The following is a 26,190-nucleotide window of genomic DNA, read 5'->3' as shown; positions in this document are numbered from 1 at the left end:
AGTTTAGATTTTAGATTTTAGCAGTAAAATCGAGCTTTAACTACATTATCAAATCTTCAAATTTTCAAATTTTCAAATTTTCAAATCATCAAATCATCAAATCTTCTTCGCCTCATTCCAATACACATCCATTTCCGCTAAGGTCATATCGGCAAGGGATTTTCCCATGGCGTTGACTTTGGACTCGAGGTATTGAAAACGGTGAATGAATTTTTTATTCGTGCGCTCCAAGGCGTCTTCGGGATTTACATTTAAAAAGCGGGCGTAATTAATCATGGAGAAGAGTACGTCCCCAAACTCCGATTCGATACGGTCCTGGTCGCCTGTTGCGACTTCCTCTTGCAATTCTTGCAATTCCTCTTGGACTTTCTCCCAAACTTGTTCGGGTTGTTCCCAATCGAAGCCTACACCTTTGGCTTTGTCCTGTACCCTGCTCGCTTTTACCATCGCAGGCAATCCTTTGGGCACACCTTCCAAGACGGATTTCTTGCCTTCTTTCAACTTCAACTTTTCCCAGTTGCGTTTGACTTCCTCTTCATCGGCTACTTCCACATCGCCGTAAATATGCGGATGACGGTGGATGAGCTTGTCACAGATTTCGTTAGCCACATCCGCTATATCAAACGATTGGGTTTCGCTGCCAATTTTCGCATAAAAAACTATATGCAAGAGTAGGTCGCCCAACTCTTTCTTTACTTCTTCGAGGTTGTTATCTAAAATGGCATCACCGAGTTCGTAGGTCTCTTCAATAGTCAAATGCCGCAGGGATTGCAGCGTTTGCTTTTTATCCCACGGGCATTTTTCCCGTAAATCGTCCATAATATCGAGCAATCGGTTGAAGGCTTGCAGTTGTGCTTCGCGGGTATTCATCGTAATCGTTTTGGGTAAAAATAAGAAATCCCGACCGTAAATACGATCGGGACTCCAGATATTTGGTTAGTTTAGTGAATTTTTATTCGCTTTTCTTAGTGGTTTTCTTTTTGGCTTTCACCTCTTCTACCACTTGTTCTTTGATTTCTTCTGCGTTTTCAACAGTTGGCTCTTCTTTAGAAACCATGCCTTTTGCTTGCAAAATATTGTACCAATTCAATACTTTTTTGATGTCTGAAGCATACACACGGTCTTGATCGTAATCCGGTAAAACCTCTTCAAAATACGCCACCAATTTTGCATTGTCTTCTTTGTGGGATAATGCAGGACCTTCGTTTTCTTTTACAGCGATAGCACGCATTACTTCGACCAACGGTTTTTCCTCAGTGTAGGTGTACATGGAGATTTCCGACAATAAACTTACGTTACTGCGCAATCCTACCGTAATTTTTTTACCATCTAACAAGGATTCTGCTACAAAGCCTGTACGGGTTTGCATTTTCAATTCAAACAATCCGGGTTTTCCCGAAATGGCTAATATTCTGTCAATTTTCATTTGGAATTGTATTTTTCGGTCGCAAATATATTTATTTGTTCGAATTAACGACCTTTTTTGTTATAAAATCTCATACGATAATCCGGACGGGCTTTGCCATCCATGATGTTCTGTAGCTTTTTCTTGATGAGGGTACGTTTTAAGGTAGAAATCTTGTCTGTAAACAAAATCCCTTCGATATGATCGTACTCGTGCTGAATCACACGGGCAATCAATCCGTCGTACACTTCCGTATGCTTCACAAAGTTTTCGTCGCAATATTCAATGGTAACGCGTTCGTTACGGTACACGTCTTCACGCACATCCGGGATACTCAAACAGCCTTCGTTAAAACCCCATTCTTCACCCTCTTCTTTCAAAATCTTCGCATTGATAAAGGTTTTCTTGAACACTTTCAATTGCGCCTTTTCCTCCGCGCTGATGTCATCACCATCCGAAAACGGTTCGGTATCAATCACAAACAAGCGAATCGCCAAGCCAATTTGTGGCGCCGCCAATCCGACTCCGTACGCATTGTACATGGTATCGTACATGTTGTCAATCAATTCCTTTAACTGGGGATACTCCGGGGTGATGTCCTCACCTACTTTGCGCAATACCGGATCGCCGTAACCTACAATGGGTAAAATCATGCGTTTGTTTTTTATTTACGGGGCAAAAGTAGCACTTTTTTCTCCTTTTTGGAAGGATTTATATCATTTTGCGGGAAAGGTAATCCTGCAACAATATCGTAGCGGCGATCTCGTCAATCAAGCGTTTGTTCTGCCGTTGTTTCTTTTTTAATCCGCTATCAATCATGGTTTGAAAGGCCATTTTGGACGTAAAGCGTTCGTCAACCCGCTCAACAGGAATTTCAGGAAACTGCTGCTGAAAGGCGGCCACAAAAGCATCCACCAAAGGAGCACTCTCTGAAGGTTGCCCATTCATTTGCTTGGGTTCGCCCACCAACACTTTTGCTACCTGTTCTTTTGCAAAATAATTCTTGAGAAACACGAGCAATTCTTTCGAATCCACTGTGGTTAATCCTGAAGCGATAATTTGCAGTTCGTCCGTCACGGCAATTCCCGTGCGTTTTATTCCGTAATCGATAGCTAAAAGTCGTGGCATGGGCCAAAAGTACGAATTATTGTCCGTAAAAGACCGCTACAGTAGTTTTTGTTTTATTGACTACCAACAGCTTGTTTTGCTTAATTTCATAGGCATCCACGGTTTCTAACAGTTCAAGAAATTGCTGCTCCAAATTCCTATTCGGACACGCCATTTTGGTCGCCATTACATTCACAAAAGCCAATCCCGTCGCTGAGGGCATAACATAATTGCCCCCAATTCGGTTGCAACCCACATAGGCACTGAAACGACCGTCTTTTGAATTGAGTTGTAAAGTATATGGCTTGGCGGTTTTCCCAATTGCTTTGCCTTGTAAAGATTCCAATACCCAAGTGGTACCCGCCAAGCTATAAGTAACTGCTTTTACGGGGGCTTCCGATGCAATCACGTGGGAAGTGGATTGCACCAACTTTTCACCCGTGGCTTGATCGACTTTCATTTTTTGTAAAATATAACGCGTCGCCAATTGCCCCGTAATGGGTTTTCCCTCAACATCCAACTGGGTCAGCTGATTTTCAGAAACCACATATTCATTGGGTCCGTCGCCATTATTGTTAAGGCGAATGTGCGATTCGTCTGCATTCCATACATAAGTTCCTTTCGTGACAAAAGGCGCATCTGACTTACCTAAATACCGGGTGGTCAACACATAGTGCACCGTATCGTTCAACGCCAGTTCGGTTTCAATGCCTTCGCAATCGGCACAGGGCAAAACGCCTTTGTAATAGCCTTGGTAATCCAACGTTCGTTTGGGTGAATGGGAGACATCTGGAGTATTTTTCGCCGCTTCAGCAGCAGGATGTTCTTCTTTATGACCACAAGAAACAAGCAGTAATCCAGACAAGACAATTGAAACAAGGGTGGTTTTCATACGGTTGATTTTGTTCCAAAAATACACGGAACTCTCTAAAATATTCCTTAACGAAAGACTAAAAATTTAACAATTGTTTTCCGGGATCGAAATCCTATCTTTGTGACATGACGCACCAAAATCACCTGATTTATGTCGCTTTTGGCGGTAGTGACTATCGCAACGAAGTTGTGTGGTCGCTGCTTTCGCTTTACCTGCAGCATCCCGAACCCGATTTCAATATCCATATTTTTACCGATGTCGTTTCGGAGATGAAAGCGCAGTTGCCGCATTCGGTGGTGTTTCACGAACTCACTCCCGACCAAATTCATTGGTGGAAAGGTCCGCAAAATTATCCCTACCGTGTCAAGATTAAGGTACTCCAACAAATGCTGGAAACCCATACAGGAAATTTTCTGTACCTCGACACCGATGTTATTGTGCGGCAATCGCTTTCCCCCTTGTTTGCTTCCATTGCTCAAGGCAGCGTTTTTATGGATGCCAATGAGGGGCCGCTCCACGCCAACAAAGGCGGCATTGCCCGTAAAATGAAAAAACTACTGCGCAACCAACAGCAGTTTCGATTACCTAATGGCGAAATCGTGCATTTGGATACCCAATTTGAAGTGTGGAATTCGGGTTGCATCGGACTCACCAACCGGCAATTACCCCAATTGCAAAAGGCTGAGGCGTTGATGGACGTGCTTTATGCGGCCTATCCGTTGTTTAGTATGGAACAAATTGCCGTAACCGAAGCTTTGCAATCCAGCGGACTACATGAAACGAAATCGTATTTGCACCATTACTGGTACTTCAAGGAGTTTCGTCCGGTAATTCGCGATTTTTTAAAACATTATCCTACTTGGGAAGCCCGTTTGCAGCATCTGCATTCCTGGGATCCGTGGGAATTGTCGGTCGGCAAACGACAGTACAAACTAAAAGGGTTTTGGGGTCGGACCTACCAAAAAATTCGGTACGGATACCGTTGGAAAAATCCGGTCTTCCTTCCTTAAAAAACAAACAAACCGTTATCTTTGCGATTCAATTTTATAGACATGACAGCATTACAACAAACCATAGAAAACGCGTGGGAAAACCGCGAATTATTAAAAGAAGAAGCAACGCAAAACGCCATTCGCGAAGTAATCAACTTAGTGGATGCTGGTACCTTACGTGTAGCGCAACCCGTTGATGGCGGTTGGCAAGTGAACGAATGGGTGAAAAAAGCCGTAGTGTTGTACTTCCCGATTCAAAAGATGGAAACCTTTGAAGTGGGTATATTTGAATACCACGACAAAATGCCGTTGAAACGTGGTTATGCTGAAAAAGGAATTCGTGTGGTACCGCATGCCGTAGCCCGTCACGGAGCTTATATTTCAAAAGGTGTGATTTTAATGCCGAGTTATGTCAACATCGGTGCCTACGTGGATGAAGGTACGATGGTCGATACGTGGGCGACTGTAGGGAGTTGTGCACAAATCGGTAAAGACGTTCACTTGAGTGGTGGCGTGGGTATCGGTGGTGTATTAGAACCCTTGCAAGCCGCTCCTGTTATCATCGAAGACGGTGCCTTTATCGGTTCGCGTTGCATCGTAGTTGAAGGCGTACGTGTAGAAAAAGAAGCTGTTTTGGGTGCCAATGTTTGTTTGACCGCTTCTACAAAAATTATTGACGTTACGGGAACCGAACCTGTAGAATACAAAGGTGTAGTTCCAGCGCGCTCGGTAGTTATTCCCGGCAGCTATACCAAAGAATTCGGTGCGGGAAGTTACCAAGTCCCTTGTGCTTTAATCATCGGCAAGCGCAAACCTTCAACCGACTTAAAAACGTCGTTGAATGATGCGTTGCGCGAGTATGATGTAGCGGTGTAATAACGTTTAATGTTTAATGTTTCAGGTTAGAACCGTTTAAAAAAGAAATTTATAGATCGGGTTGGATTCTTAAAAACACATGTTAGGAATTTCTCAGAAGCTTAGCAGCTCAGAATCTCAGCAGCTATATAAAAGTTTCAAGTTTCAAGTTTAATGTTTCAGGTTAATACCGTTTAAAAAGGAAATTTGCTATTTTAAGGGACCATTTAACATTTAAAATTCAAAATTTACAATAACCACAATGATTCGCTCCCTCTCCCCCCAGGAAATCCTTTTTTGTTTTGCGTTAGAATCTGAAGCGGCGGATGTCTTTGAGGGTCAGAACGTTTTGTTTACGGGAATCGGTAAGGTGCAAGCGGCGTATGCGCTGACCAAAGCCTTGGCGACCCAACGACCGAAGCTCATTATCAATTTGGGAACCGTGGGCAGTACCCATTTCCCAAAAGGAACGGTGGTGCATTGTACCCAATTTGTACAAAGAGACATGGATGTGCGCGGACTCGGGTTTGCCTTATATGAAACGCCGTTGGCGGGGGTGCCTGTGGTTTTGGAGTATGGCGAACCTTTTGCCGGACTCCCGCATGCAGTGTGTGGTACAGGAGATAGTTTTGAAATGGAGCATGCCGAATCGTTGTATACCGTTGTCGACATGGAGGCCTATGCCCTTGCCTACATCGCCCAACAAGAAAAGATTCCGTTTTTATGCCTCAAATACATCTCTGACGGCGCCGACGACAATGCCGCCACCGACTGGACCGAACAAGTGCATAAAGCCGCTGAGGCGTATGGGAGGCTGGTGTTGGTTTAAGAAGCTGCTGAGAGGCTGAACTCCTGAGCTACTGAGAGGCTGCGGGAGAAAAGTAGAAAGAGGCAAGAGAAAAGAAATACGGGTTACCATCACGGAAACCTTCTTAGTCTTTTGAGTACCAAATAATTTGAATCATCCCATTTGACAATTCTTGAATCTTTAACTTGTGAGTCAAAATGAGGATATTGCATTTGAACCACCGAATCATTTAACATTGACCAACTACCCTCAACGGTTTCAAAATTAATTGTCGTTTCACCCACAGGGCACCAAGACTTGCTTTGACAAACTCTTAATTTTCCTTTCGGTAAAAACTGGAGTCCAAAACTATTATCATCCAACTGTTTTACTTTTTCATAAATACAATATCGATTATCTTTCTTATCAATAGAACTTAACCGCCATGCACCTAACAATGATTCTGTTTTAGTCAAGCTTCTTATAGAAGTCATTACTATAATCAAAAGTAGTAGTAGTGCATGTATCCGCATCGTCCATTTTTATGAATAACTCAAAATTAAGTAAAAATCTGCTGAATATTCTCGTAACAATAAAACAATCTTCTAGCAACGAATTTTAAAAAGGTCAATTACTTCACCTGCTGCGCAAAGTCTCCTGACTTTGAGTCCCGATCAACTTTTACTTTACTTCAATATATTGCCCAACTTTGAGCTGCTTTTACAGTGTTTCATAAAGATAGGAATTAGCCGTTAGCTTTCGGCAATTAGCTAATCCTAATGTATATTATTTGGTATTGCTCAAAGTAATGAGACTTTGAACAGCTGAGGAGCCCATATAAAATAATTTTATTTTTTATCTTTTTTAGAATCTGTATTATTTAAAAAAACTGCAAACTTTGAACACAATAAAAAAATAACACCCCCAATTAATGAACGATTTAAGTTAATTCCTTCATGTTCAGCATTCATTGAGTAGCAAATGAATAAAATAAACGGAATGAAAGCTAAAAAATATTTAAAATAGATTTTCATGTCTTAATAATTAAAAATTGTATCCTGCTGCGCAACGTCTCCTAACTTTAAGTCCCGTTCCACTTTTACACCGCTGCAAAAATTCGCCCAACTTAGTACCACTTTTCCAGTGTTTCGTAAAGATAGGAATTAGCCGTTAGCTTTCAGCAATTAGTAATTACCCATTTGCCAACCTCATATTTATTTTTTGTCTTACTCTTAGTCGGGTCCCGATTGCTATCGGGATATACAACTGGGTATTGCAACTTAAAGACAACTAATTTTTGGGTCAAAACAAACTTATATTCAAGAGGTTGCTTACTTCGTCATTACCCCTTCCACACATAATGCTAAGGTAATCTTTACTCCATGGGAAAAGTGTGTCATTCTTTAAGTTACCTCCTATTTACTTTTGGGTGTGTCCGTAGTGCGTCCGTGGTGAGTCCGTGGTGAGTCCGTGAAAAAGGCCCTATTCTCGGTCACACTTCGGAGTGATTTCGAACACATTCCGCACGAAACAAAAAGGAAACTAACGTTAGCCATGGGAGTCTCTTTTGTTAACCCCGAAGGAACTACGGAGGAAAGAAACTGTTGAGAAGAAAGAAGAAAGAAGAAAGAAAAAAGAGGAAAGAAGCAAGAGAAAAGAAATAGCTGCAACATCAAGGTGTGCAATACACTCTTAGACCTTTCCATTGTTCAACTTTTATATTTTTTAGCTTCTGAGAGACTGAGATTCTGAGCTACTGAGAAATTGACGGATTGAAAAGAAAGTTTTGATTGAACGCCTTCTAATGGCTAAAGACCAAAGTCTATCCTCTGCCCACTGCTATAGCATCCATTCTATTCCAAGCGGAAAAAGATAGATGAATACAATCACAATTACAGTTGCAAGCTGATGTTGTTTTGATAATGCATAGCGCTCTTGAAAATCCGTTTGCATAAGTCGATACAACAACAATAAATGAATGAATAACAATATGGCCGCAAATAATTGAATGAATTGAAAGGGATTCGTTCCTAAAAATACCGTTTTCACAAAATGGAATCCACTTTTTAAACACATATAAATTACAGCCCCAACAAGTAATTGCCACCCCCAACGCTTTTTGAAAAGCAAACCTAAACTACCCACACAAATTCCGAGGTTAACCAAACATTTTAACAATTCATGAATATAAATACGAACTTCAGTAGCTGAATTCACTTTATAAAAACCCATAGAAACATAGTGATTCGATAGTTGAATTGTAGCATTTACTTGTATCGCTAAGAAAAATAGACTGAATGCTAAGTAAAAAATTCCAATTAGGCGTTCTTGTGATACTAAAGCTAACTTCATAATTTTTGTGGCTTTTAAAATGTGATAACGTATCAAAGATATTTAATTTTAAGCTACTCTGAGAAGAAAGAAGAAAGAAATACGGGTTACCATCACGGCACGCAATACACTTTTACACCTATTCCACTTTTCCACCTCATACGTACTGCTCTCTGCGACTGTAAACTGATCAGTGCCCACTGATCACTACGTACTGCCCACTGCGACTGCGACTGAAAACTACTTTTTCAGCTTCCGCTTCAACCACTTTTTCTTATTGATCTTGCGCTTGAAATCTTGGGATGTTTTCCATAACACCGGCCAGAGTTCGCTCTCGGGAATGCCGCTGAGTTGGGCATAGGTTTGTGCCACCGTTTTCAGCATGGATTTGGACAACCACATTTTCTTGAAATTGTCCATGCGTTGGTGCATACTCAGGGGTTCGAACCGCATCCGATTCAAGTCAATCAAGTAGAAGTCGTAACGCCCGTTACCCAAATCTTTAATCAACGTATTGCCTGGGGAATGATCGAGAAAGTTCACTTGCGCTTCATGCATGGCAAAAGTAAACGCCGTAAACTGCTCCAAAATCGCCACCCGATTGGGAAACAAGGGATCGTGAATGAGTTCGCGAATCGTAAAGTCGTAGTCAATATGTCGGCAGAAATAATAGCTGTCGCCCAACAACCCCAAAGCCTTTCGTTCTTCGATGTAGCCGATAGGAAACGGAGTTAAGATGCCGTGCTGTTGCAAATACAACGCATAATCATAGGAGCGTTTTGCCTTACTCTGACGGAACCACGAATAGATGATGGATTTGACAAAACCAGGTGTTTTAAAAAATTTAATACTCACCGTTTCGTCGTCTAACCTGTTGGTTTTAATAGAATTGCGCGCACCTTTTACAATTAACGTACCCGATTGCTCAAAGTGAGCCGCCAAGTCTTCCAAAGCAGTTTGTTGGTGGGCGTAATCGGGATGCAATATCGTTGGCACAGGCAAGTTTTAAGTTGGGTAAATGTATAAAAAAATTGTACTTTGCACCAAGATTTTATCCTATGCAAAAAATTCTTATCATCCAAAACAAACGAATTGGCGATGTCTTGATCGCTTCAGTGATCGCCAACAACTTCAAACGCAAGTACCCCGATAGCGAAGTGCATTTTATGGCTTACGACTTTACCACGGGCGTTTTGGAACAGAATCCGAATATCGATAAAATCATTCCGATACAAGAAAAAGAGCTTAAAAAAGTACCCAACCTCATCCAGTTTATCCGTTGGGTGCGACAGCAAAAATACGACATCATCTTTGACCCCTATTCCAAAACCCAGAGTCGGTTGATCTGTAAGTTTTCGGGGGCCAAAATGACGATTGGCCATAAATCACGTAAGAAATTCGGGAACTGGAACTACTACACCCACCCTACCGAAGCGCTGCAATCTTCGGACAAGTTCTGTGGCAAAGCCATCGAAGATCGAGTGCATTTGATTGAATATGCGGGCGACTTCACGCCGATTGATTATGCGCCCAAATTGTTTCTTTCCGAGGCCGAAAAACAAGAAGATTGGCTGGGCAAATACAAGGATAAAAAAGTGATTGTGATGGGCGTGTTGGGCAGTACGCCGCAAAAGTCAATGCCCTACGACTATGTCGCACAAGTCTGTGATTTTATTGCCTCCCAGTTTGATGTGTACTTGCTCTTCAATTATTCGCCCCATCAAAAGGCAGAGGCGATGAAAATTTACGAGTTATGCCACCATAAAGACCGCATCATTTTGGATATCTATGCGCCTTCGATACGCGACTTTATCAAACTCATGGCGCAGTGTGACGTATTGGTGGCCAACGAAGGCGGCACGGTGCATATCGCCAAAGCGCTGGACAAACCCACGTTTACGATCTTTTCGCCTTATGTCAACAAAGAACATTGGGCCAGTTTTGAAGACGGCATTCAACATACTTCGGTGCATTTGCGGGAAGAGAAACCCGAATTGTACACGGCCTTCACCTATGAAGAACGCAAAAAAATTGAAGCCGACCCGAGTGCAATGTACCGCGAACTCCATCCGGACTTGTATCTAGCGCGTTTACAGGCGTTTTTGGCGCGGTATGTGGGGTAGATTTGAATAATTTAAATTTCTAATTATAAGCTTGTTATGCGTTATTATAAATCCAACCGTATAAAAAATGGGAATATTTGACATTTTCAAAACATCAAAAAAAGTAGAACCCAGCTTTATGGAAATTGGTAATAATAAAATTCCTCTTAGAATTATTAAAGGAAGAATTATTGACTATAAAATCAATGAACACAAAAGTTATTTTGACAAATCAGGTAATATTGTAAGGTTCGGTGATGTAGAAGAGAGTGAAATAGACAGAATAGAACCATATTTAGAATTAACTATCACATTAAGAACTTTTGAGTATGATAGCTTTATGAAGCCAAATCATCATGAATCAAAAACCAATATCTATTTTATAAAAAACTCAATGTTTGAAAATTTTAATATAGGAGATATAATAACTTATTTTGGATTATTCATTAAACCTGGAGCATCTTGGACAGATCTTATATTATTAAACAATAGCAATAATAGTGTGGTAAAACTTTATTCTCCTGAATCAATTAATCAATATTTTTTTAAAGATGGTTTAAGAAACGATATAATTGAAAAAGAAATTTCAGACGGAATATCTAACCTTATACAATAACAGCGCATAACAGCAGTTTGGCAAAATGGCGGTTTCAGTGCTTTTTTAGAAACTTTTGTGCTTTATCAAAGTTTAGGTTTTTTTTAACTTTAGTGCTGATAATCCGCCACTTCGCTAAGCTGCAAAACGTTATATGCCGCTTTAAGAAGACACCGAAACAATCGAACAAATGATTGAAATTGATGACATAATTGAATTAAAAAAGGAACTATGAGCGGAAATGAATTTTCTAAAGACGCATTAACCGAAGAAGAAGCTTTTTGGGTCATGTGGTATTTCTTAGAAGGACATTATGAATTAGCAGGTGGTGAGTTCGACTTGTCCGACATACTTAGTGCTTCACAACCTTTTGAATTTGATGACAACGGACACTTCGATGGACAAGTTAAAGGTAATAGACGAGTTGCACCAGCGGACAACGGAATGGTTTGGCACTGGAATGAAGCGGTAAAAAAATATAGAGAACACGGGCGACCTAAACCGACACCACTTTAAAAATGAGAAAAGCGGCATATAACAGCCGCTAGCCGCTATGGCTAGCAAGTGCTAGTTTGGCGTTTGTTTTACACGAACCGTGCGAAGCGAACGGTGCGAAGCAAAAAACGTTTAACTTAGTAAGAAATGATGTTCTCCGATAAACATAAAAACGACCTAACAGCAAATGGGTTTACAACCGTTGACTCGATCTATTCTGATGCGGAAATAGATCGATTAATACAAACTATCGAACAAGCGGATAGCAACAAAGCGACTTTCCGAAAATCAGCCGACATATTTGCTATTCGGCAATTTTTAAAAGAAATCCCCGCAATTGAACCTTTGGTTTTTAATGCGAATTTAAAGAATGTTGTACGACAACTCTTTGGTGAGGATTATTTCGTGGTTAAGAGCATTTATTTTGATAAACCTGAAACTTCAAATTGGTACGTTTCCTACCACCAAGACTTGACTATTTCAGTAGATAAAAAAGTGGAATTAGACGACTTTGGACCTTGGACAGTGAAGCAAAACCAATATGCTGTTCAACCGCCAATAGCTCTATTAGAAAACATTTTTACCATTCGTATACATCTTGACGACACCGATGAAAATAATGGCGCTTTAAAAGTTATTCCTAAATCACATGCAAAGAAAATATACCGTCCTGAAACAATTGACTGGTTGCAAGAATCAGAAACTATTTGTCCGGTAAAAAAAGGGGGTATAATGGTCATGAAACCTTTACTGTTACACAGTTCGAGTAGAACAACAAACCAAAAAAAGCGACGCGTCATTCATATTGAATTTTCAAATCAAGAATTACCCAAAGAATTAAATTGGGCAGAACGAATAAACTAATCAATTAAAATCTACCTTGTATTCAATGAACTGTAAAAAATAACAATACTGTTTTTGAAAAAGAAAATTTCAAAATAACCCAGCGAATACCAAGACAAAAAATGAAACAGTTCGCCTTAAATCGTCCTGAAAACTGTTCAATTGAAAAATAAAAAAGTTGCGATGTTTACCCCCCAAACTTCTCTTTATACCACGCCACTTGCGCTTCTAAACCTTGGCGTAAGGAAGTCTTGGGTGTATAATCCAATAAGCGTTGGGCTTTGTCAATGACAGCAGCGGTACGTTGTTGGTCGCCTTTGCGGGCAGGACGGTGGTCTACAATTAAAGTTTTACCGAGAATGGCTTCAACCGCTTTGATGCCTTCTTCTGTGGTGTTGACCTCATCGGTACCTAAGTTGATGATTTCTCCATTGACCAAGGCTTCCCGACCGATAATCGCGGCCAAACCTGCTACAATATCCCCAACATAGGTAAAACTGCGCTCGTGGCGTAAACTGCCTTCAAACAGCGGAAACGGTTGATCGTTAATCAGGTTCTCAATCAATTTGGTATACAATTTCTCAGGCCGTTCGCGCGGACCGTAAACGGAGTACAAACGGATCGAACAAGCATTCAACTTCCCCGTACGTTGGAGTCCGAGCACCAATTGCTCCCCCGCCAATTTGGTCACTCCATAAAAAGATACGGGCTGTGGTGGGACAGTTTCATCCACTGTAGCCTCCAATCCGTAGACCGATGAAGTGGCTATATTGACAAAGGATTTGAGTGAGGGAGAATAAGTGAGCACCGCATCCAAGAGGTTTTGCGTTGCTTTGATATTATTGATAATGTATTCGTCTAAAGTCGTGTCTGCCGAAATACCCGGCTGTGCTGCTAGATGATAGACATAGTCGTAAGGTTGCGCAAAAACCGCCGACAAATCACCATTCAAATCGGCCTTAAAAATAGTAATGCCTTTGGCTTGCAAGTCGGCTGCATTCAGTGCTTTCAGTTCCGGACTGTAGTAATCGTTGAAGTTATCGACTCCGAACACTTCATGCCCTAAAGCGTGCAGCTGTTCACATAAATGGGAAGCAATAAATCCGGCGGCTCCGGTGACTAAAATGCGCATACTGTGTTTATTTTTTTATTCCAAACGGCGTCCACTTGATTTTCTTGTCCCGCACTTCCTTGCGAATCGCCAAGTTGGCGGCTAAAGATTCTGGCGTTTTGTAACCCCGTGGATGATCCAAATGCAATACTACGGCTTTGTGGCGAATTTGTTTTCCTTTCACACCAAAATTTTCAAGGCGCTCCCCAAACTCACGATCGGGTCCGCCGTATTTCATGCGTTCGTCATACCCGTTAATGGCAATCATATCTTCACGGTAGCCCGAGGAATTACAGTTGTTGAACGACGGTGTGGTGGGCGAAATAAAGTCTAATAATTTGGCTAAAAGCGGGTTGGCTCCCAACTTCAACGTATTGGAAAAACCGAGTTTGTCAATGGATTTCAACCAACTCACTTTAAAGCAATCTTGGTTAATTATATCTTGTTCCGAAATGTGCTTGCTGGTTTTCATGGGTAGTTTGCAATAACCGCCGGATAAAAATCGACCGCGTTCGGCTTCATTCGCATGGATTTCTACAAAATCTTTACGGGGTATGCAATCGCCATCTGTCATGATAATGTACTCGTAAGCCGCCTCCATAATGGCCACATTCAAAATTTCCTGACGGCGGTAGCCTTGGTCTTCATGCCACAAATGACGCACGGGAACGGGATAATTCGCGGCATAGCGATCAATCAATTCCTTGGTGGAAGGGCGAGAACCGTCGTCTGCGATAATCAATTCAAAATGTGGATAGGTTTGGTATTGGTAGCCAATAAGCACTTTTTCCAACCATTCTTCAGCGTTGTAGGTACTAACCACGACTGAAATTTTCAATTTGTTATCATTTTCAGGTGCCATGAGTAAGGTGCTATTTTTAACGGACTTGTTTTTCAACGTCCCTAAGTTAGTATAAAATCGGTCACGGGGAAAACGGTAATCCCACTGACCTTGAGTAGCCAATTGCAAAAAATCCGATTTCCACAGCGAACTATTGCAAAAATTAAACGGTAATTCGGGCAAGGTTTGGTCTAAAATACCGGCCCAACTCCCCGACTCCAACGGACGAAATACCGAGATGCCTGTATTGATACCGTGTTGTTCCAAAAAGGGCTTTTCAAAACAGTTCCCCGATTCAATAGCGGTGGATTCCAACTGTTCCCAAACCGTTTGTTGGATGTAAAAGAGCGAACCCGTGAGGTAAAAGCCTTCTTCCCGATTCTTGATGTGGTTCTCAATAAAATCAACACGCGGAATCGCATAGGCATCGGCAAAAACCACATAATCGGTAGTGGATGATTGCAAATAATCTTGTAAATCAGCAGAAGCCAATGCTTTTGTAGAAAAAAACAAAGGCAAATCCGGCAATGTGAATGGATTTTCTTGCAATACAACAACTTCAAAATTGCGGTAATTTTGGGCCGCATAACCCCAAAGTGTGGAGGAAATTGGGCGTGTGCCGACGCCATTCGTTAAGACTACCGTAACATTCTTTTGCATGGGTGCAAAGGTAACCTAATTTTATTAAATTTGTTTTCTAATCCGAAAGAATGCAAACGCTAACTGTTATCATCCCCGCTTATAATGAAATTCACTATTTGGAAGACGCTGTTCGATCAGTGGCTTTTGCCCAACAAATCATTGTGATTGATTCGTTTAGCACGGATGGGACATTCGAACTCGCCCAATCGTTGGGATGTACCGTTTTGCAACGTAAATTTGATAATTTTTCCAACCAAAAAAACGCCGCGATTGCTTTGGCAACAGGCGATTGGATTCTATTCGTCGATGCGGATGAACGGGTGACTCCTAAACTGAAATTGGAAATTCTCGCCACTCTAGAAAATCCGAAACATGCGGGCTATAAAATCAACTTCCCGCATTATTTCATGAATCGCTTTTTATACCATAAAGTCGACCGCGTGACCCGTTTGGTGAAAAATGACGGTGTACATTTCACCGGCGATGTTCATGAAAAACTCCAAGTCAACGGCACTATTGGGCAGTTGCAACACTTCATGATTCATTATACCTACAAAGGTTTGTTCCATGCCCTCAGCAAAAAGAATTCCTATGCGTGGTTTCAAGCGGGCATGTCCAGAGACAAAGGAAAAAAAGCCACGATTTGGCATTTGTTGTTCAAACCCTTGTACCGCTTTTTCTCTTCGTATATTCTTAAAAAAGGCTTCTTAGACGGCATCCCCGGCCTTGCTTTGGCCAGCGTGAATGCATATGGGGTTTTTTCACGGTATGTGAAGTTGCTGTTGCTTGAACGGGAAATGAAATAAATTTTATATTATAAATTTTACATTTTGAATGTGTTTCAGTGTAATCACATTGATGAATAAAAAAAGAAAAACCTTTTCTCTTTTCCTATTACTCTGGGTTTGCGTAGGGTGCAAAGACTCGTTCGAATCAGCAATAAAACAAACAAATACTGTTCGAAATCAACTTGGATTGCGCAAGCTGGATTCATTAGTTCAAGATTCTACTTTTTTTGTAACTCCATTTTCCGAGGAAAACAGTTACTTTTTTTCCAAATCAAAAAATCAAAATCCTGGTAATTCTTTCACAAAAGTGATTTATTACTCCAATAAAGAGAAAAATTTCACGAAATCCCTACTCTACAAAAGTGTGGATTCTGAAATTACTTTGCTGATGGAGGAAGATAATTATAAAAAAAACGTGGATAGTTTTCGAAATGCCGTCTTGAGTCTAACGCATTATTTCAAAAGTCAAGAAACGTTTGCGCGAATTGATTCCTTACCAACCCAACAATTAAAAAACCGAAATAAAAAAGCTCTGGATAAAATCTACCAAGAAAGTAAAAAGTCAAACGGGAGTTTGTGTGGTACGGGATTACAAGAAATCAAAACGAAAGATTTCCCCAAAAAACTTCATACAATTACAAACGAAGAATTTAAAAAACTCATCCCTTCGTATACCCAACTGCCCAAAATGAAGTAAATTTTTTTGAGCTTCTGAGAGGCTGAGAGCAGAGCTACTGAGTACTGATTACTGAAAACTGCGACTGTGACTGCGACTGCGACTGCCAACTAAAAAACCTTCCCAAACCGTAATTTCCACTTAAACTTCCACAAGGTATCTTCGCCTTTAATGTCAATGCGTTTGATTTCGAAAGGTTGGGTGAAGGGAAACCGACTCACTTTATTTCCAATTCGTAGGCCGTATTGCATGCCTAGAGCGGCGATTTGCGCGAAGAAACGTTGTTTTTCGGGATTCTTTTTGGGATAATTACCGTAAGGATAAGCAATCGCGGGGAACACCTTCAGGTTTTCTTTTTCAATCACTTCAAAAGCAGCGTTGAAGTCGGATGCAATTGCCGCCTCATCCATCTTGGCAAAATGCTGGTGTTCATACGAATGGTGAGCAAGTTCGATGACTTTCGGATTCAGTTGGCGCAATTGCTCTGCCGTCATGATGGGTTCGCCCCGATCTTCGCCGCCATAATTCCACGCATCGGATTTCCCCAAATAGGCAAAAGGGACAAAAAACTGGGCTTTCATGCCGTATTTTTCTAAAAGAGGAACGGCAAATTCTAATTGGTTTACCGTGACATCATCAAAAGTAATAAGTACTTTTTTTCCCTTTAATGAAGTCGTTTGAGCCAATTGAGACAAAAATACAGTTTCATAACCTGCTGACTTCAAATAATTTAATTACGACTCAAACCGCTCAGCGGCAATGGTTAAGCCTTTGGATTGGGCTAAATCAGGGGTAACATTATGGTACATTAAAATGGGAAGTCGGGCCACCATTCGTAAATTTTGAAAATTGTAATTCAGTAAAAATAGTATATTTGTCGCACATAGATTAAGCATTCATGTCCGAAACTACCCATTCGCCCAAAATAACCGCCCTGGCAATCTCTTTTAATGAGGAAGCGAATGTAAAACGGTATGTGGAAAGTTTGTATTTCGCAGATGAAATCATTTTTGTGGATTCTGAAAGTACGGATCAAACCGTAGCCATCGCCCAATCCATGGGAGTCAAAGTGATCAATCGTCCCTTTACCAACTTTTCGGAACAACGCAATTTTGCCATCGAACAAGCAACTCACGATTGGATTGTTTTTTTCGATTTGGACGAAATCATCACGCCAGAACTCGAACAAGAGATTCGGGCCACCGTTCAAAATCCGGGCGAAAAAAATGCCTTCTTCGTCAAGCGTACCTTCCATTTTATGGGAAAACGCATTCGTTTCGGGGGTTGGCAAAACGACAAAGCTATTCGTCTTTTCAACAAAAACCACGGAACCTACAATGGAAATTTAGTCCATGAAGAAGTGAAAAGCGACGGGAAAGTTGGCATCTTAAAAAACCGATTGAACCATTACAGTTACAAGAGTTTTGATAATTATAACGACAAACTCAACTTATACAGCAAATTGCAAGCGCTGAATTTGTACCAAAAGAAAAAGCGTCCGAATGCCTACCACTTTTTCATTCGGCCCCTATATCGTTTTCTATGGCAGTACTTGTTCCGCTTGGGCATTTTCGACGGAAAAGAAGGATTTATCTTGGCGTATGTCCACTCCTTTTCCGTATTCAAACGTTACCTGCAATTGTGGATGATGTACCGTAAAATCGACTAGTTATGCGTTTATTACAAATTACCGCTTCGAATGTTTGGCGCGGTCACGAACAGCAAATCGTTTATTATTATGAAGAGTTTGCCGCTAAGGTCGAACACCAAGTCTTGCTCTGCACACCCGATACGCGTTTGCACGAAATAGCGGTAGAACGCCAGTACAATGTCCACACCCTGCCCTTTCATTCGGAATACGATCGAAAGTGGATGAAAAAAATTCACCAAATCATCAAAGAAGAAAAAATCGACCTGATTTTAATTCACAACAGTACGGCCCACACGCTTTGTGTGCTCTCTTCACTGTTGTACGGTTGGAAAACGCCCATGGTCTTCTTCCGTACGTTGATTAAAAAAGTGGATACCAATTTCTTCCGCAAATGGAAATACAATTACAAAGGATTGAAGAAAATCGTGTGCGTTTCCCAAGCCGTAATCGATGTCTTGAATCCAGCTATAAAAGATAAAAGTCGGTTGTCCATTGTGGGCAGCGCGACCGACCTAAACGAATTTCATCGTACCCAACCCAACGGAAATTTACGTCGGGAACTCGGACTTGCAGACGACACCATCATCATTGGCAACATCGCGGCTTTTGTCGGATTTAAAGATCATGTAACCTTGGTCAATGCCGCGGAACAGATTGTAAAAGAAGTCCCCAATGTCAAGTTTGTTTTGGCAGGAAAAGGCGAATTGGAAGCCGATATCAAAGCCTTGGTTGGGGAGAAAAATTTAACCGATTACTTTGCCTTTTTGGGCTTCCGGACGGACATTCCGGAATTGTTTCCAGAGTTTGATTTGTTTCTGTTTACGTCGAAGCTCGAACCCACGGGCGGTGTGCTATTGGAAGCCTATGCCAGCCATGTGCCTATCGTAGCAACCCGCGCCGGTGGAATTCCAGAAGTGGTGGTGGAAAACGAAACGGGATTGTTGTGTGAAAAAGAAAATGCATCCGACTTTGCTGAAAAGACCATTCGTTTACTTCAAGATAAGGCCTTGCAAGAACAATTGGTGCAAAACGGTTACCAGCATTTACTGAAAAACTTCACCCGTCAAGTGATTGCGGAGGCGATGTTCAAGGAGTTGGAAGCGGTATTAAAATCCTAGGCTATGAAAGTAACGCTCATCAGTTTTGACTATTTCGATTTTGACAAAAACATTATCGATACGTTGCATCAAAAAGGGATTGAAGCCCAACATATCGACATTTCTAAATTTCGTTACCGCTACAAATCGGGTTTTGAAAAAATCAAAAACTTCTTCTCCAAAGTCTTTTTTGGGGTAAATGTCAAACGGGTAAAAATGGAAGAATATGTGCTTTCCCGTTTGGAATCTTTCGGTCCCCAAGATCAAATTTTGGTCATCCGCCCCGATCGCATCAGTCGGAAAACCCATGAAAAAATAAAAAGCTTTACCCAAAAATACATTGCCTATTTGTACGATAGCACCAACCGTTTTCCGGTCGACCACCTGTTGAAAGGCTTGTACGACACGATTTATACATTTGATCTAGACGATGCCGACAAATACGGGTTTCGATTCATTAGCAATTACATTTATATTGACAAAAAACCGTTGGTTCCGGCTAACGAACTACCCACAGACATCTTTATGATTGCTTCTATTGATGAACGCTTATCGCTATGGAATCAAGTGTCGGCTTATTGCCGTGAAAAGGGAATTCAGACGGATTTTATTTGTGTGGGCAAAAGAGAACCGGCCGAATTGGATGCGGGGATTGTCTACTCCAAAAACAATTTATTTTTAGAGGCGATCGAAAACAGGATGTTCCAATCGAAAGCGTTTTTGGATTTGATCCGCACGGAACAAAACGGATTGAGTTTCCGAATTTTTGAAGCCATGGCATACCAACGGAAAATAATCACTTCGAATGCTTCGGTGACGCGCTATCCGTTTTATAATCCCAACAATATTTTGGTGCTCAACGAATCTACTATTTCAGATATAAAAACTTTTATGGAACGGCCGTTCGAACCCTTAACGGAAGAAATGTACCACCACTATACAGTTTCTAATTGGGTGGATACGGTGTTCGAACTCTAACGTACCGCCTTAACGATATTGTCAGTTAAAACCTTACGCGAGAACGGTTGTAACGTAGTTTCGGATTGCTCGCGAATGGCTTCCCATAGCGTTGAATTGGTATAGGCTGTAATGATTTTTTCAGCAAACTCCGACGGACTATCCGCAATCATCGCGTCAGCTACTTTACCAAAATCAAAACCTTCTGCTCCAATGGGTGTTGTGACAAGTGGGAGTCCGAACTCAAGACTCTGCCCTATTTTCCCTTTGATACCGGCGCCATAACGCAACGGCGCAATGAATAATCGGTGGGTACAAAACGCCTCTGACAAATCGTTGACATAGCCCAGAATTTCGAATCGTTTTTCGTGTAAGGCCAATACTTCCGGTTTGGGATTGCTCCCGATTACGGTGACTTTTACCTCAGGCAAACGCTCCCATACCAAGGGCATAATGTGCTTGCGCAAATACTGTACGGCATCAATATTGGGCACATGCTCAAAACTTCCCACAAACAATAAATCGTTGCGGTCGGAAAACGACAATTGTCCGCGGGTATCCGTAATAAAATCATGGATATTACCCACTACCGTCATTTTTTGGGTTTGGGCGTAATACGGCATTAGATTTTGTTTGTCCAAAGAAGAAATCACAATAATAGTATCTGCAGCTTCGCAATTGGCTTGTTCAATTTTCAAAAAACGTTCGGCTTCTGCCAATAATTTAGAATCATTGGACTTCAATTCGGCTTCCCGTTTCATACGTAAATAGTGGAAATCCACCATATCGTACAAGGCTTTGGCATTGGGATTCAGTGAACGAACCAGGTCAATGTACTTCGCAAATACCAACGGACGGTGCAACCAAACAGCCGAAACCTGCGGCACAATACGTTCTAGAAATCCTTCCCGAGTCACCAAATTGCCTTCGGCATCTATACTAGGAAAATAGACTTGAACGCCTTTATTTTGGTAGTAAGCGCAATAACTTGTATCGTATTTGTATTCTTTTTTATCGGCCATCAAATAGACTTGAATGCCTTGTTCTAAGAGAATATCAATGATTAAATTCAAGCGTCTCGAACCCGAATCTTTGTCGTATTCCGGTAATTTATCATCAACAATCAACACGGAAGCCCCTTTTTGCACATCAGGTAAAACCACTGAAAATGCGGTTTGCGACTGCTTGAGTTTTCCTTTTAATTGTTGGTTTTTGAAATAAATTTTGAGTGATTGAAACATTGTTCGATAGCAATTATGGGCCAAAAGTACTTTTTTTCGACAAGACTTCGGCTAACCTTGTGGGCTAATTTATCATTTTTATCTTTGTAGAAATTTGAAAAACATGGAAATCATCAGCCACCGTGGATATTGGATTGATCCACAAGAAAAAAATACCGAAGCTGCGTTTGTGCGCTCCTTTTCCAAAAATTACGGAACAGAAACCGACTTTCGGGATTACGAGGGGCAATTGGTGATTTCACACGATATGGCTGATGCTAATTGTATGCTGGCGGCTACTTTTTTTGACATCTATAACCAACACCATTGCACGGGAACGTTAGCGCTTAATATCAAAGCGGACGGACTTCAAGCGCCGTTGATGGACTTGCTAAAAGCCCACAACATCACCAATTATTTTGTCTTTGACATGTCGGTTCCCGATTTATTGCACTATGATCGTCAAGGTTTTATTTACTATTCCCGTCGCAGCGAATACGAGGAAACCGTAAGCAAATACGCCGATTGCCACGGCATTTGGTTGGATGCCTTTCTTTCGGTTTGGTATACGACGGGCGATATCGAGCAATTCATTCAAGACGGTAAAAAAGTGGCGATTGTCTCCTGTGATTTACACCGCAGAGACCACCAACCCTTGTGGACGATGTTGAAAGCTGCGGGTTTACACCACAATCCGAATGTGATTTTGTGCACAGATATCCCCGAAGACGCTTCGGCATTTTTTGAAATATAAACCCATTATAAACCATATTTTTAGCGCATTTATACTATTTTTGTGCAAGCTTAAAACCGAAACCCATGGCCAAAATCAAAGCCGTATTGTTTGATATGGACGGCGTACTCATCGATGCAAAAGATTGGCATTATGAAGCCTTAAACAAAGCCTTGCGCTTATTTGGAACCGAAATTAGTCGCTACGATCATTTGGTCACGTTTGACGGACTACCCACCAAAAAGAAATTGGAAATGTTGAGTCTGGAAGGCGGATTCCCCCGCAAACTCCATGGTTTTATCAACGACTTAAAACAAGTGTATACGATGGAAATGGTGTATGCCAAATGCAAACCGTCGTTTAATCACCAGTATACTTTATCGAAATTAAAAGAAGAAGGCTACCACATTGCAGTCTGTTCAAATTCGGTGCGCAATACCATCGAAATCATGATGCAAAAAGCCAACTTGACGCAATATTTGGATTTCTTTATTTCCAATCAAGACGTTACGCACGGCAAACCCGATCCGGAGATTTACCAAAAAGCGATTCAACGCTTGGGCTTACAACCGGAAGAATGTTTGATTGTGGAAGACAATGAAAACGGAATCAAAGCGGCCCTCGCTTCGGGAGCGCATTTATTTAAAGTAGAAACGGTGGATGATGTTCAATTTACCGCTATTATGAACCGTATAAACGAAATCGAACATGCTTAAAATCATCATTCCTTTAGCCGGTAGTTCTGAATTGTATACCAATGCCGGATTCTCGTATCCCAAACCCTTGGTCGAAATTGATGGCAAACCCATGATTCAAGTGGTGATCGAGCAATTTCAATCGATTACCGAACCATTTCAAGCGGTTTTCATTTTAAAAGATGAAGATGTACGTAAATTTCACTTGGACAACACCATTCGTTTGTTGGCACCCAACAGCGAAATTGTCAAATTGAAAAGCGATACCAAAGGTGCCTTGTGCAGTATTTTAATGACGATTGATTCGTTATCGGATGAAGATCGCATTTTAGTATTGAACGGCGACCAAATCATCAACCATAATTTTCAAGCGATTCTTTCTTCTTTCGACGAGCGCAAAGCCGATGTGGGGATAGTGACTTTCCCATCCGTTCATCCCCGCTGGTCGTATGCCCGCATTGAAAACGGTGAAGTGGTGCAAACGGCAGAGAAAAACCCGATTAGTAATGCTGCTATTGCCGGTTTTTACTTTTTTGCCAAAGCCCAAGATTTCTTTACCAATGCGTTCCAATGCATCTTGGATGATGTGCAAATCAACGGCAACTTTTTTACCTCATCGGTAATTAACGAATACATTTTAAAGAATCAAAAAGTAGTGGATTTTGGCATTAGCAAAACGGATTACCATTCGTTTTACGCCCCACAAAATTTACAAGAATACCTAAAAGCACAAAAATAATGGCGATCGAAAAACACGATTTAGCGGACATGTTCAAAGGCTGGTTCATTGGCAACTTCGAACCTTCCCTATACAAAACCAATGATGTTGAAGTGGGCGTGAAATCCTATACCGCTGGCGAATACGAAGCAGCCCATCACCATAAAATTGCCACTGAATTTACCGTAATTATTTCGGGAGAAGTGGAAATGAGCGGTGTGCAATACGGTCCAGGTGCCATTATAAAAATTGAACCCAATACTTCCACTGATTTTAGAGCGTTAACTGACACTACCACCGTCGTGGTGAAAGTACCTGGCGCTTCCAATGATAAATACGTAGATACCTTATGATCAATATCGTTATCCCCATGGCTGGCCAAGGCAGTCGTTTTGCCCAAGCCGGTTACGAAAAACCCAAACCCTTTATCGATGTTAATGGCAAACCCATGATTGCGCGTGTGATGGAGAATTTATATTATCCGAATGCCAATTATATTTTGATTGCCCGAAAAGAGCATTTGGAACAAGAACGAGAGTTGGTGGCCGAATTGGAAAAAAATTACAATGCCAAATTCATTGAATTGGATCAATTGACCGAAGGAACTGCATGTACAGTTTTGTTCGCTCGAAAATACATCAACAACGATTATCCGTTATTGATTGCCAACTCGGATCAATTGGTGGATATGTCGATTGAAGCGTATATCAACGATTGTTTGGATCAAAAAGCAGACGGCAGTATTTTGACATTTGTCGATGCCGAACGCAATCCGAAGTGGTCGTTTGCCAAAATCGATGACAACGGCAATGTGACCGAAGTAAAAGAGAAAAAAGCCATTTCAGAATTTGCTACCGTGGGCATTTATTTCTTTACCAAAGGGCATTTTTTTGTGGATGGTGCGATTGATATGATTGCCAACAACGACCGTGTGAATAATGAATTTTACACTTGTCCTGTGTACAATTATTGTATCGCTGAAGGACAAAAAATCAAAATCTACAACATTGATTTTGAAGCCATGCACGGTTTAGGTACGCCCGAAGATTTGACCCTCTATTTGGAAAAACATGCCTAATTCCTCGGATTTTTCGGTTGTCGTTCAGGGTCCGGTTCACGGGAAACCCACTGATGAAGCGAGTTTACAACTGACAAAACGTTGTCTTGAAAGTGCCCGTGCTTTTTTACCGGGAGCCGAAATCATTTTATCTACCTGGAAAGGAAGTGAAGTTTCGCATTTGGACTTTGATGTTTTGTTGGAAAATGAAGATCCGGGTGGCACTTCCTATTACGATAGCAACACCTCCAAATACAATAACAACAACCGACAAATTGTATCGACGCGCAATGGCGTATTGAAAGCCACGCGAAAATACACGATGAAACTGCGCAGTGATTGCCGTTTGATTCATGGAGGTTTTATGGATTATTTGGGCAAATACACGGCCTACAATGATTACAAGGTTTTTGAAGAACGTGTGCTGACTTCAGTGGCGTTTACCAAAGACCCGCGACGCGTGCCGATTCTTTATCATGTGAGTGATATTTTTCAAGTGGGATTGACTACGGATATGCAGTTGCTGTGGGATATTCCGTTGCAACCCGAACCTGAGACGACCCGTCGTTTTCCTGAAAATCATATTATTTACAACGAAGCCTATCCTTACGAAGCCTATAAAATGCGCTATGCCTGTGAGCAGTACATTTGGTATGCTTGTACGGCCAAAAAAGGGATTGACTTGCAGTTGGACTATTATACCGAATTGCCATTTTCAAAAATTGCCCTTTCCGAAAAAACGTTGATTGACAATTTTGTATTCTTGGAATTGGACCAATTGGGATTGCGCTTACCCGAAAAAATGGACATTGAATTGGATAATCCTACCTTGTACAGTTTTATCCAATGGGAAGCCTTGTACGATGCCTATTGTGTGCAAAAAAACAGCAATGACTTTTGGATGGCACTGCAGGTGAAATGGAATTCGTTCCGGTATGTTTTAAAAAATTTTAGACGAAGAAAGAAACGTTTACAGCGCATGAAGCGTGCTTAAGTTATGGATCCGAAGTTAATTGCAACAGAAGTACACAACGCCTACGAAGTCATTGCGAAAGGCGGCATTATTTTATATCCCACAGATACCGTTTGGGGCATTGGCTGTGATGCGACCAATGAAGAAGCCGTGAAAAAGATTTATGCATTAAAGCAACGCGAAGAAACCAAGAGCATGATTGTGTTGATGAATGGCGACCGCATGTTGCATTCGGTTTTTCATTCCATTCCCGAAGTGGCTTGGCAAATCTTGGATCTTTCAGAAAAACCAACCACATTGATTTTGGACCAACCCAAAAATGTAGCCCAAAATATTATTGCCAGTGACAATACGCTCGGTATGCGTTTGGTGAAAGAACCCTTTTGTTTTAAGTTGATGGAACGCATGAAGCGACCGTTGGTATCGACTTCAGCGAATATTTCGGGTGAACCCACACCACAATCGTTTAAAGAAATCAGTCCCGCCATTATTAACGGTGTGGATTATGTGGTGCAATTGCATCACGATAAGGTAAATGGAAAACCATCGACCATCATCAAATTGACGCAGGATGCGCAAGTGACGGTGATCCGGAAATAAGATAATTTGAAAATTTGAAGATTTTAAAATTTGAAAAATTGAAGA

General features: G+C 41.3%; 31 protein-coding genes. 19 read left to right on the top strand and 12 right to left on the bottom strand.

The window, feature by feature from the left end:
- Positions 1–96: 96 nt before the first annotated feature.
- The 5 genes from mazG to EQG61_RS05790 form a co-directional block, all read right to left on the bottom strand.
- On the bottom strand, positions 97–870 hold the full coding sequence (mazG, locus tag EQG61_RS05810; RefSeq protein WP_129460960.1) for a nucleoside triphosphate pyrophosphohydrolase: 774 nt from the start codon (positions 868–870) through the stop codon (positions 97–99).
- Between the two features lie 82 nt (positions 871–952).
- Positions 953–1,426, bottom strand: coding sequence for a DUF5606 family protein (locus EQG61_RS05805; protein WP_129460959.1), 474 nt, complete (start codon positions 1,424–1,426; stop codon positions 953–955).
- A 44-nt stretch (positions 1,427–1,470) separates the two neighbouring features.
- Positions 1,471–2,058, bottom strand: a complete 588-nt coding sequence (def, locus tag EQG61_RS05800) for a peptide deformylase (protein ID WP_129460958.1) — start codon at positions 2,056–2,058, stop codon at positions 1,471–1,473.
- Positions 2,059–2,116: 58 nt separating this feature from the next.
- Positions 2,117–2,533 carry a Holliday junction resolvase RuvX gene (ruvX, locus tag EQG61_RS05795; protein WP_129460957.1) on the bottom strand — a complete coding sequence of 139 codons (417 nt, stop codon included), beginning with the start codon at positions 2,531–2,533 and terminating at the stop codon, positions 2,117–2,119.
- A gap of 16 nt (positions 2,534–2,549) precedes the next feature.
- Complete coding sequence (locus tag EQG61_RS05790) at positions 2,550–3,404, bottom strand: copper resistance protein NlpE N-terminal domain-containing protein (RefSeq protein ID WP_129460956.1); 855 nt, start codon at positions 3,402–3,404, stop codon at positions 2,550–2,552.
- 107 nt (positions 3,405–3,511) lie between these two features.
- Between EQG61_RS05790 and EQG61_RS05785 the strand changes: the two genes are divergently transcribed.
- The 3 genes from EQG61_RS05785 to EQG61_RS05775 all read left to right on the top strand — a co-directional run bounded on the left by EQG61_RS05785 (position 3,512) and on the right by EQG61_RS05775 (position 6,062).
- The gene (locus EQG61_RS05785; protein WP_129460955.1) at positions 3,512–4,396 is read left to right on the top strand and encodes a glycosyltransferase family protein; all 885 of its coding nucleotides are present in this window, start codon (positions 3,512–3,514) and stop codon (positions 4,394–4,396) included.
- Positions 4,397–4,438: 42 nt separating this feature from the next.
- On the top strand, positions 4,439–5,254 hold the full coding sequence (locus tag EQG61_RS05780) for a 2,3,4,5-tetrahydropyridine-2,6-dicarboxylate N-succinyltransferase (RefSeq protein WP_129460954.1): 816 nt from the start codon (positions 4,439–4,441) through the stop codon (positions 5,252–5,254).
- Between the two features lie 241 nt (positions 5,255–5,495).
- The gene (locus EQG61_RS05775; RefSeq protein WP_129460953.1) at positions 5,496–6,062 is read left to right on the top strand and encodes a 5'-methylthioadenosine/S-adenosylhomocysteine nucleosidase family protein; all 567 of its coding nucleotides are present in this window, start codon (positions 5,496–5,498) and stop codon (positions 6,060–6,062) included.
- A gap of 89 nt (positions 6,063–6,151) precedes the next feature.
- Here EQG61_RS05775 and EQG61_RS05770 read toward each other — a convergent pair whose 3' ends face one another.
- From EQG61_RS05770 to EQG61_RS05760, 3 genes are all read right to left on the bottom strand, one after another.
- Complete coding sequence (locus tag EQG61_RS05770; protein WP_129460952.1) at positions 6,152–6,553, bottom strand: hypothetical protein; 402 nt, start codon at positions 6,551–6,553, stop codon at positions 6,152–6,154.
- 1,306 nt (positions 6,554–7,859) lie between these two features.
- Positions 7,860–8,372 (bottom strand): hypothetical protein, encoded by a 513-nt coding sequence (locus tag EQG61_RS05765; RefSeq protein ID WP_129460951.1) that lies wholly within the window; start codon positions 8,370–8,372, stop codon positions 7,860–7,862.
- Positions 8,373–8,591: 219 nt separating this feature from the next.
- On the bottom strand, positions 8,592–9,347 hold the full coding sequence (locus EQG61_RS05760) for a lipopolysaccharide kinase (RefSeq protein WP_129460950.1): 756 nt from the start codon (positions 9,345–9,347) through the stop codon (positions 8,592–8,594).
- 62 nt (positions 9,348–9,409) lie between these two features.
- Between EQG61_RS05760 and EQG61_RS05755 the strand changes: the two genes are divergently transcribed.
- The 4 genes from EQG61_RS05755 to EQG61_RS05740 all read left to right on the top strand — a co-directional run bounded on the left by EQG61_RS05755 (position 9,410) and on the right by EQG61_RS05740 (position 12,407).
- The gene (locus EQG61_RS05755) at positions 9,410–10,474 is read left to right on the top strand and encodes a glycosyltransferase family 9 protein (RefSeq protein ID WP_129460949.1); all 1,065 of its coding nucleotides are present in this window, start codon (positions 9,410–9,412) and stop codon (positions 10,472–10,474) included.
- 67 nt (positions 10,475–10,541) lie between these two features.
- Positions 10,542–11,069, top strand: a complete 528-nt coding sequence (locus tag EQG61_RS05750) for a hypothetical protein (RefSeq protein WP_129460948.1) — start codon at positions 10,542–10,544, stop codon at positions 11,067–11,069.
- 210 nt (positions 11,070–11,279) lie between these two features.
- Positions 11,280–11,564 (top strand): hypothetical protein, encoded by a 285-nt coding sequence (locus EQG61_RS05745; protein ID WP_129460947.1) that lies wholly within the window; start codon positions 11,280–11,282, stop codon positions 11,562–11,564.
- A gap of 129 nt (positions 11,565–11,693) precedes the next feature.
- Positions 11,694–12,407, top strand: a complete 714-nt coding sequence (locus tag EQG61_RS05740; RefSeq protein WP_394345561.1) for a phytanoyl-CoA dioxygenase family protein — start codon at positions 11,694–11,696, stop codon at positions 12,405–12,407.
- Between the two features lie 166 nt (positions 12,408–12,573).
- Here EQG61_RS05740 and EQG61_RS05735 read toward each other — a convergent pair whose 3' ends face one another.
- Together EQG61_RS05735 and EQG61_RS13920 are read right to left on the bottom strand one after the other, a co-directional pair.
- Complete coding sequence (locus EQG61_RS05735; RefSeq protein ID WP_129460945.1) at positions 12,574–13,518, bottom strand: NAD-dependent epimerase/dehydratase family protein; 945 nt, start codon at positions 13,516–13,518, stop codon at positions 12,574–12,576.
- A gap of 7 nt (positions 13,519–13,525) precedes the next feature.
- Positions 13,526–14,998 (bottom strand): glycosyltransferase, encoded by a 1,473-nt coding sequence (locus EQG61_RS13920; protein WP_317127771.1) that lies wholly within the window; start codon positions 14,996–14,998, stop codon positions 13,526–13,528.
- A gap of 50 nt (positions 14,999–15,048) precedes the next feature.
- On the opposite strand from EQG61_RS13920, the gene EQG61_RS05725 reads away from it, so the two are divergent.
- Positions 15,049–15,786, top strand: a complete 738-nt coding sequence (locus EQG61_RS05725) for a glycosyltransferase family 2 protein (RefSeq protein WP_129460944.1) — start codon at positions 15,049–15,051, stop codon at positions 15,784–15,786.
- A gap of 169 nt (positions 15,787–15,955) precedes the next feature.
- Positions 15,956–16,465 carry a hypothetical protein gene (locus EQG61_RS05720; RefSeq protein ID WP_129460943.1) on the top strand — a complete coding sequence of 170 codons (510 nt, stop codon included), beginning with the start codon at positions 15,956–15,958 and terminating at the stop codon, positions 16,463–16,465.
- A gap of 89 nt (positions 16,466–16,554) precedes the next feature.
- On the opposite strand, the gene EQG61_RS05715 is transcribed toward EQG61_RS05720, so the two are convergent.
- Complete coding sequence (locus EQG61_RS05715) at positions 16,555–17,169, bottom strand: polysaccharide deacetylase family protein (RefSeq protein ID WP_129460942.1); 615 nt, start codon at positions 17,167–17,169, stop codon at positions 16,555–16,557.
- A 173-nt stretch (positions 17,170–17,342) separates the two neighbouring features.
- Here EQG61_RS05715 and EQG61_RS05710 point away from each other — a divergent pair, with 173 nt between their 5' ends.
- The 3 genes from EQG61_RS05710 to EQG61_RS05700 are packed head-to-tail and all read left to right on the top strand — an operon-like array spanning position 17,343 to position 20,170.
- A complete protein-coding gene (locus EQG61_RS05710; RefSeq protein WP_129460941.1) occupies positions 17,343–18,113 on the top strand; it encodes a glycosyltransferase family 2 protein in 771 nt (256 codons plus the stop codon).
- Between the two features lie 2 nt (positions 18,114–18,115).
- On the top strand, positions 18,116–19,213 hold the full coding sequence (locus tag EQG61_RS05705; RefSeq protein ID WP_129460940.1) for a glycosyltransferase family 4 protein: 1,098 nt from the start codon (positions 18,116–18,118) through the stop codon (positions 19,211–19,213).
- Between the two features lie 3 nt (positions 19,214–19,216).
- The gene (locus EQG61_RS05700) at positions 19,217–20,170 is read left to right on the top strand and encodes a hypothetical protein (RefSeq protein WP_129460939.1); all 954 of its coding nucleotides are present in this window, start codon (positions 19,217–19,219) and stop codon (positions 20,168–20,170) included.
- Here EQG61_RS05700 and EQG61_RS05695 read toward each other — a convergent pair.
- A complete protein-coding gene (locus EQG61_RS05695) occupies positions 20,167–21,390 on the bottom strand; it encodes a glycosyltransferase (RefSeq protein WP_129460938.1) in 1,224 nt (407 codons plus the stop codon). The genes EQG61_RS05700 and EQG61_RS05695 overlap by 4 nt on opposite strands.
- A 103-nt stretch (positions 21,391–21,493) precedes the next feature.
- Between EQG61_RS05695 and EQG61_RS05690 the strand changes: the two genes are divergently transcribed.
- The 7 genes from EQG61_RS05690 to EQG61_RS05660 all read left to right on the top strand — a co-directional run bounded on the left by EQG61_RS05690 (position 21,494) and on the right by EQG61_RS05660 (position 26,145).
- Positions 21,494–22,123: a PI-PLC domain-containing protein gene (locus tag EQG61_RS05690; protein WP_129460937.1), complete on the top strand. Its 630-nt coding sequence runs from the start codon at positions 21,494–21,496 to the stop codon at positions 22,121–22,123.
- Between the two features lie 65 nt (positions 22,124–22,188).
- Positions 22,189–22,818: an HAD family hydrolase gene (locus EQG61_RS05685; protein WP_129460936.1), complete on the top strand. Its 630-nt coding sequence runs from the start codon at positions 22,189–22,191 to the stop codon at positions 22,816–22,818.
- The gene (locus tag EQG61_RS05680) at positions 22,811–23,536 is read left to right on the top strand and encodes a glycosyltransferase family 2 protein (RefSeq protein ID WP_129460935.1); all 726 of its coding nucleotides are present in this window, start codon (positions 22,811–22,813) and stop codon (positions 23,534–23,536) included. The genes EQG61_RS05685 and EQG61_RS05680 overlap by 8 nt, the downstream gene beginning before the upstream one ends.
- The gene (locus EQG61_RS05675; protein ID WP_206733875.1) at positions 23,536–23,868 is read left to right on the top strand and encodes a hypothetical protein; all 333 of its coding nucleotides are present in this window, start codon (positions 23,536–23,538) and stop codon (positions 23,866–23,868) included. Before EQG61_RS05680 ends, EQG61_RS05675 begins: the two co-directional genes overlap by 1 nt.
- On the top strand, positions 23,865–24,593 hold the full coding sequence (locus tag EQG61_RS05670) for a glycosyltransferase family 2 protein (protein WP_206733874.1): 729 nt from the start codon (positions 23,865–23,867) through the stop codon (positions 24,591–24,593). The genes EQG61_RS05675 and EQG61_RS05670 overlap by 4 nt, the downstream gene beginning before the upstream one ends.
- A complete protein-coding gene (locus EQG61_RS05665; RefSeq protein ID WP_129460934.1) occupies positions 24,586–25,566 on the top strand; it encodes a WavE lipopolysaccharide synthesis family protein in 981 nt (326 codons plus the stop codon). The genes EQG61_RS05670 and EQG61_RS05665 overlap by 8 nt, the downstream gene beginning before the upstream one ends.
- A gap of 3 nt (positions 25,567–25,569) precedes the next feature.
- Positions 25,570–26,145: an L-threonylcarbamoyladenylate synthase gene (locus EQG61_RS05660; RefSeq protein WP_129460933.1), complete on the top strand. Its 576-nt coding sequence runs from the start codon at positions 25,570–25,572 to the stop codon at positions 26,143–26,145.
- The last annotated feature ends 45 nt before the right edge of the window (positions 26,146–26,190 follow it).

This window comes from Flavobacterium stagni (genome assembly GCF_004122105.1).
GTDB lineage: Bacteria > Bacteroidota > Bacteroidia > Flavobacteriales > Flavobacteriaceae > Flavobacterium > Flavobacterium stagni.
This window is presented reverse-complemented; position numbering and strand designations above follow the sequence as displayed.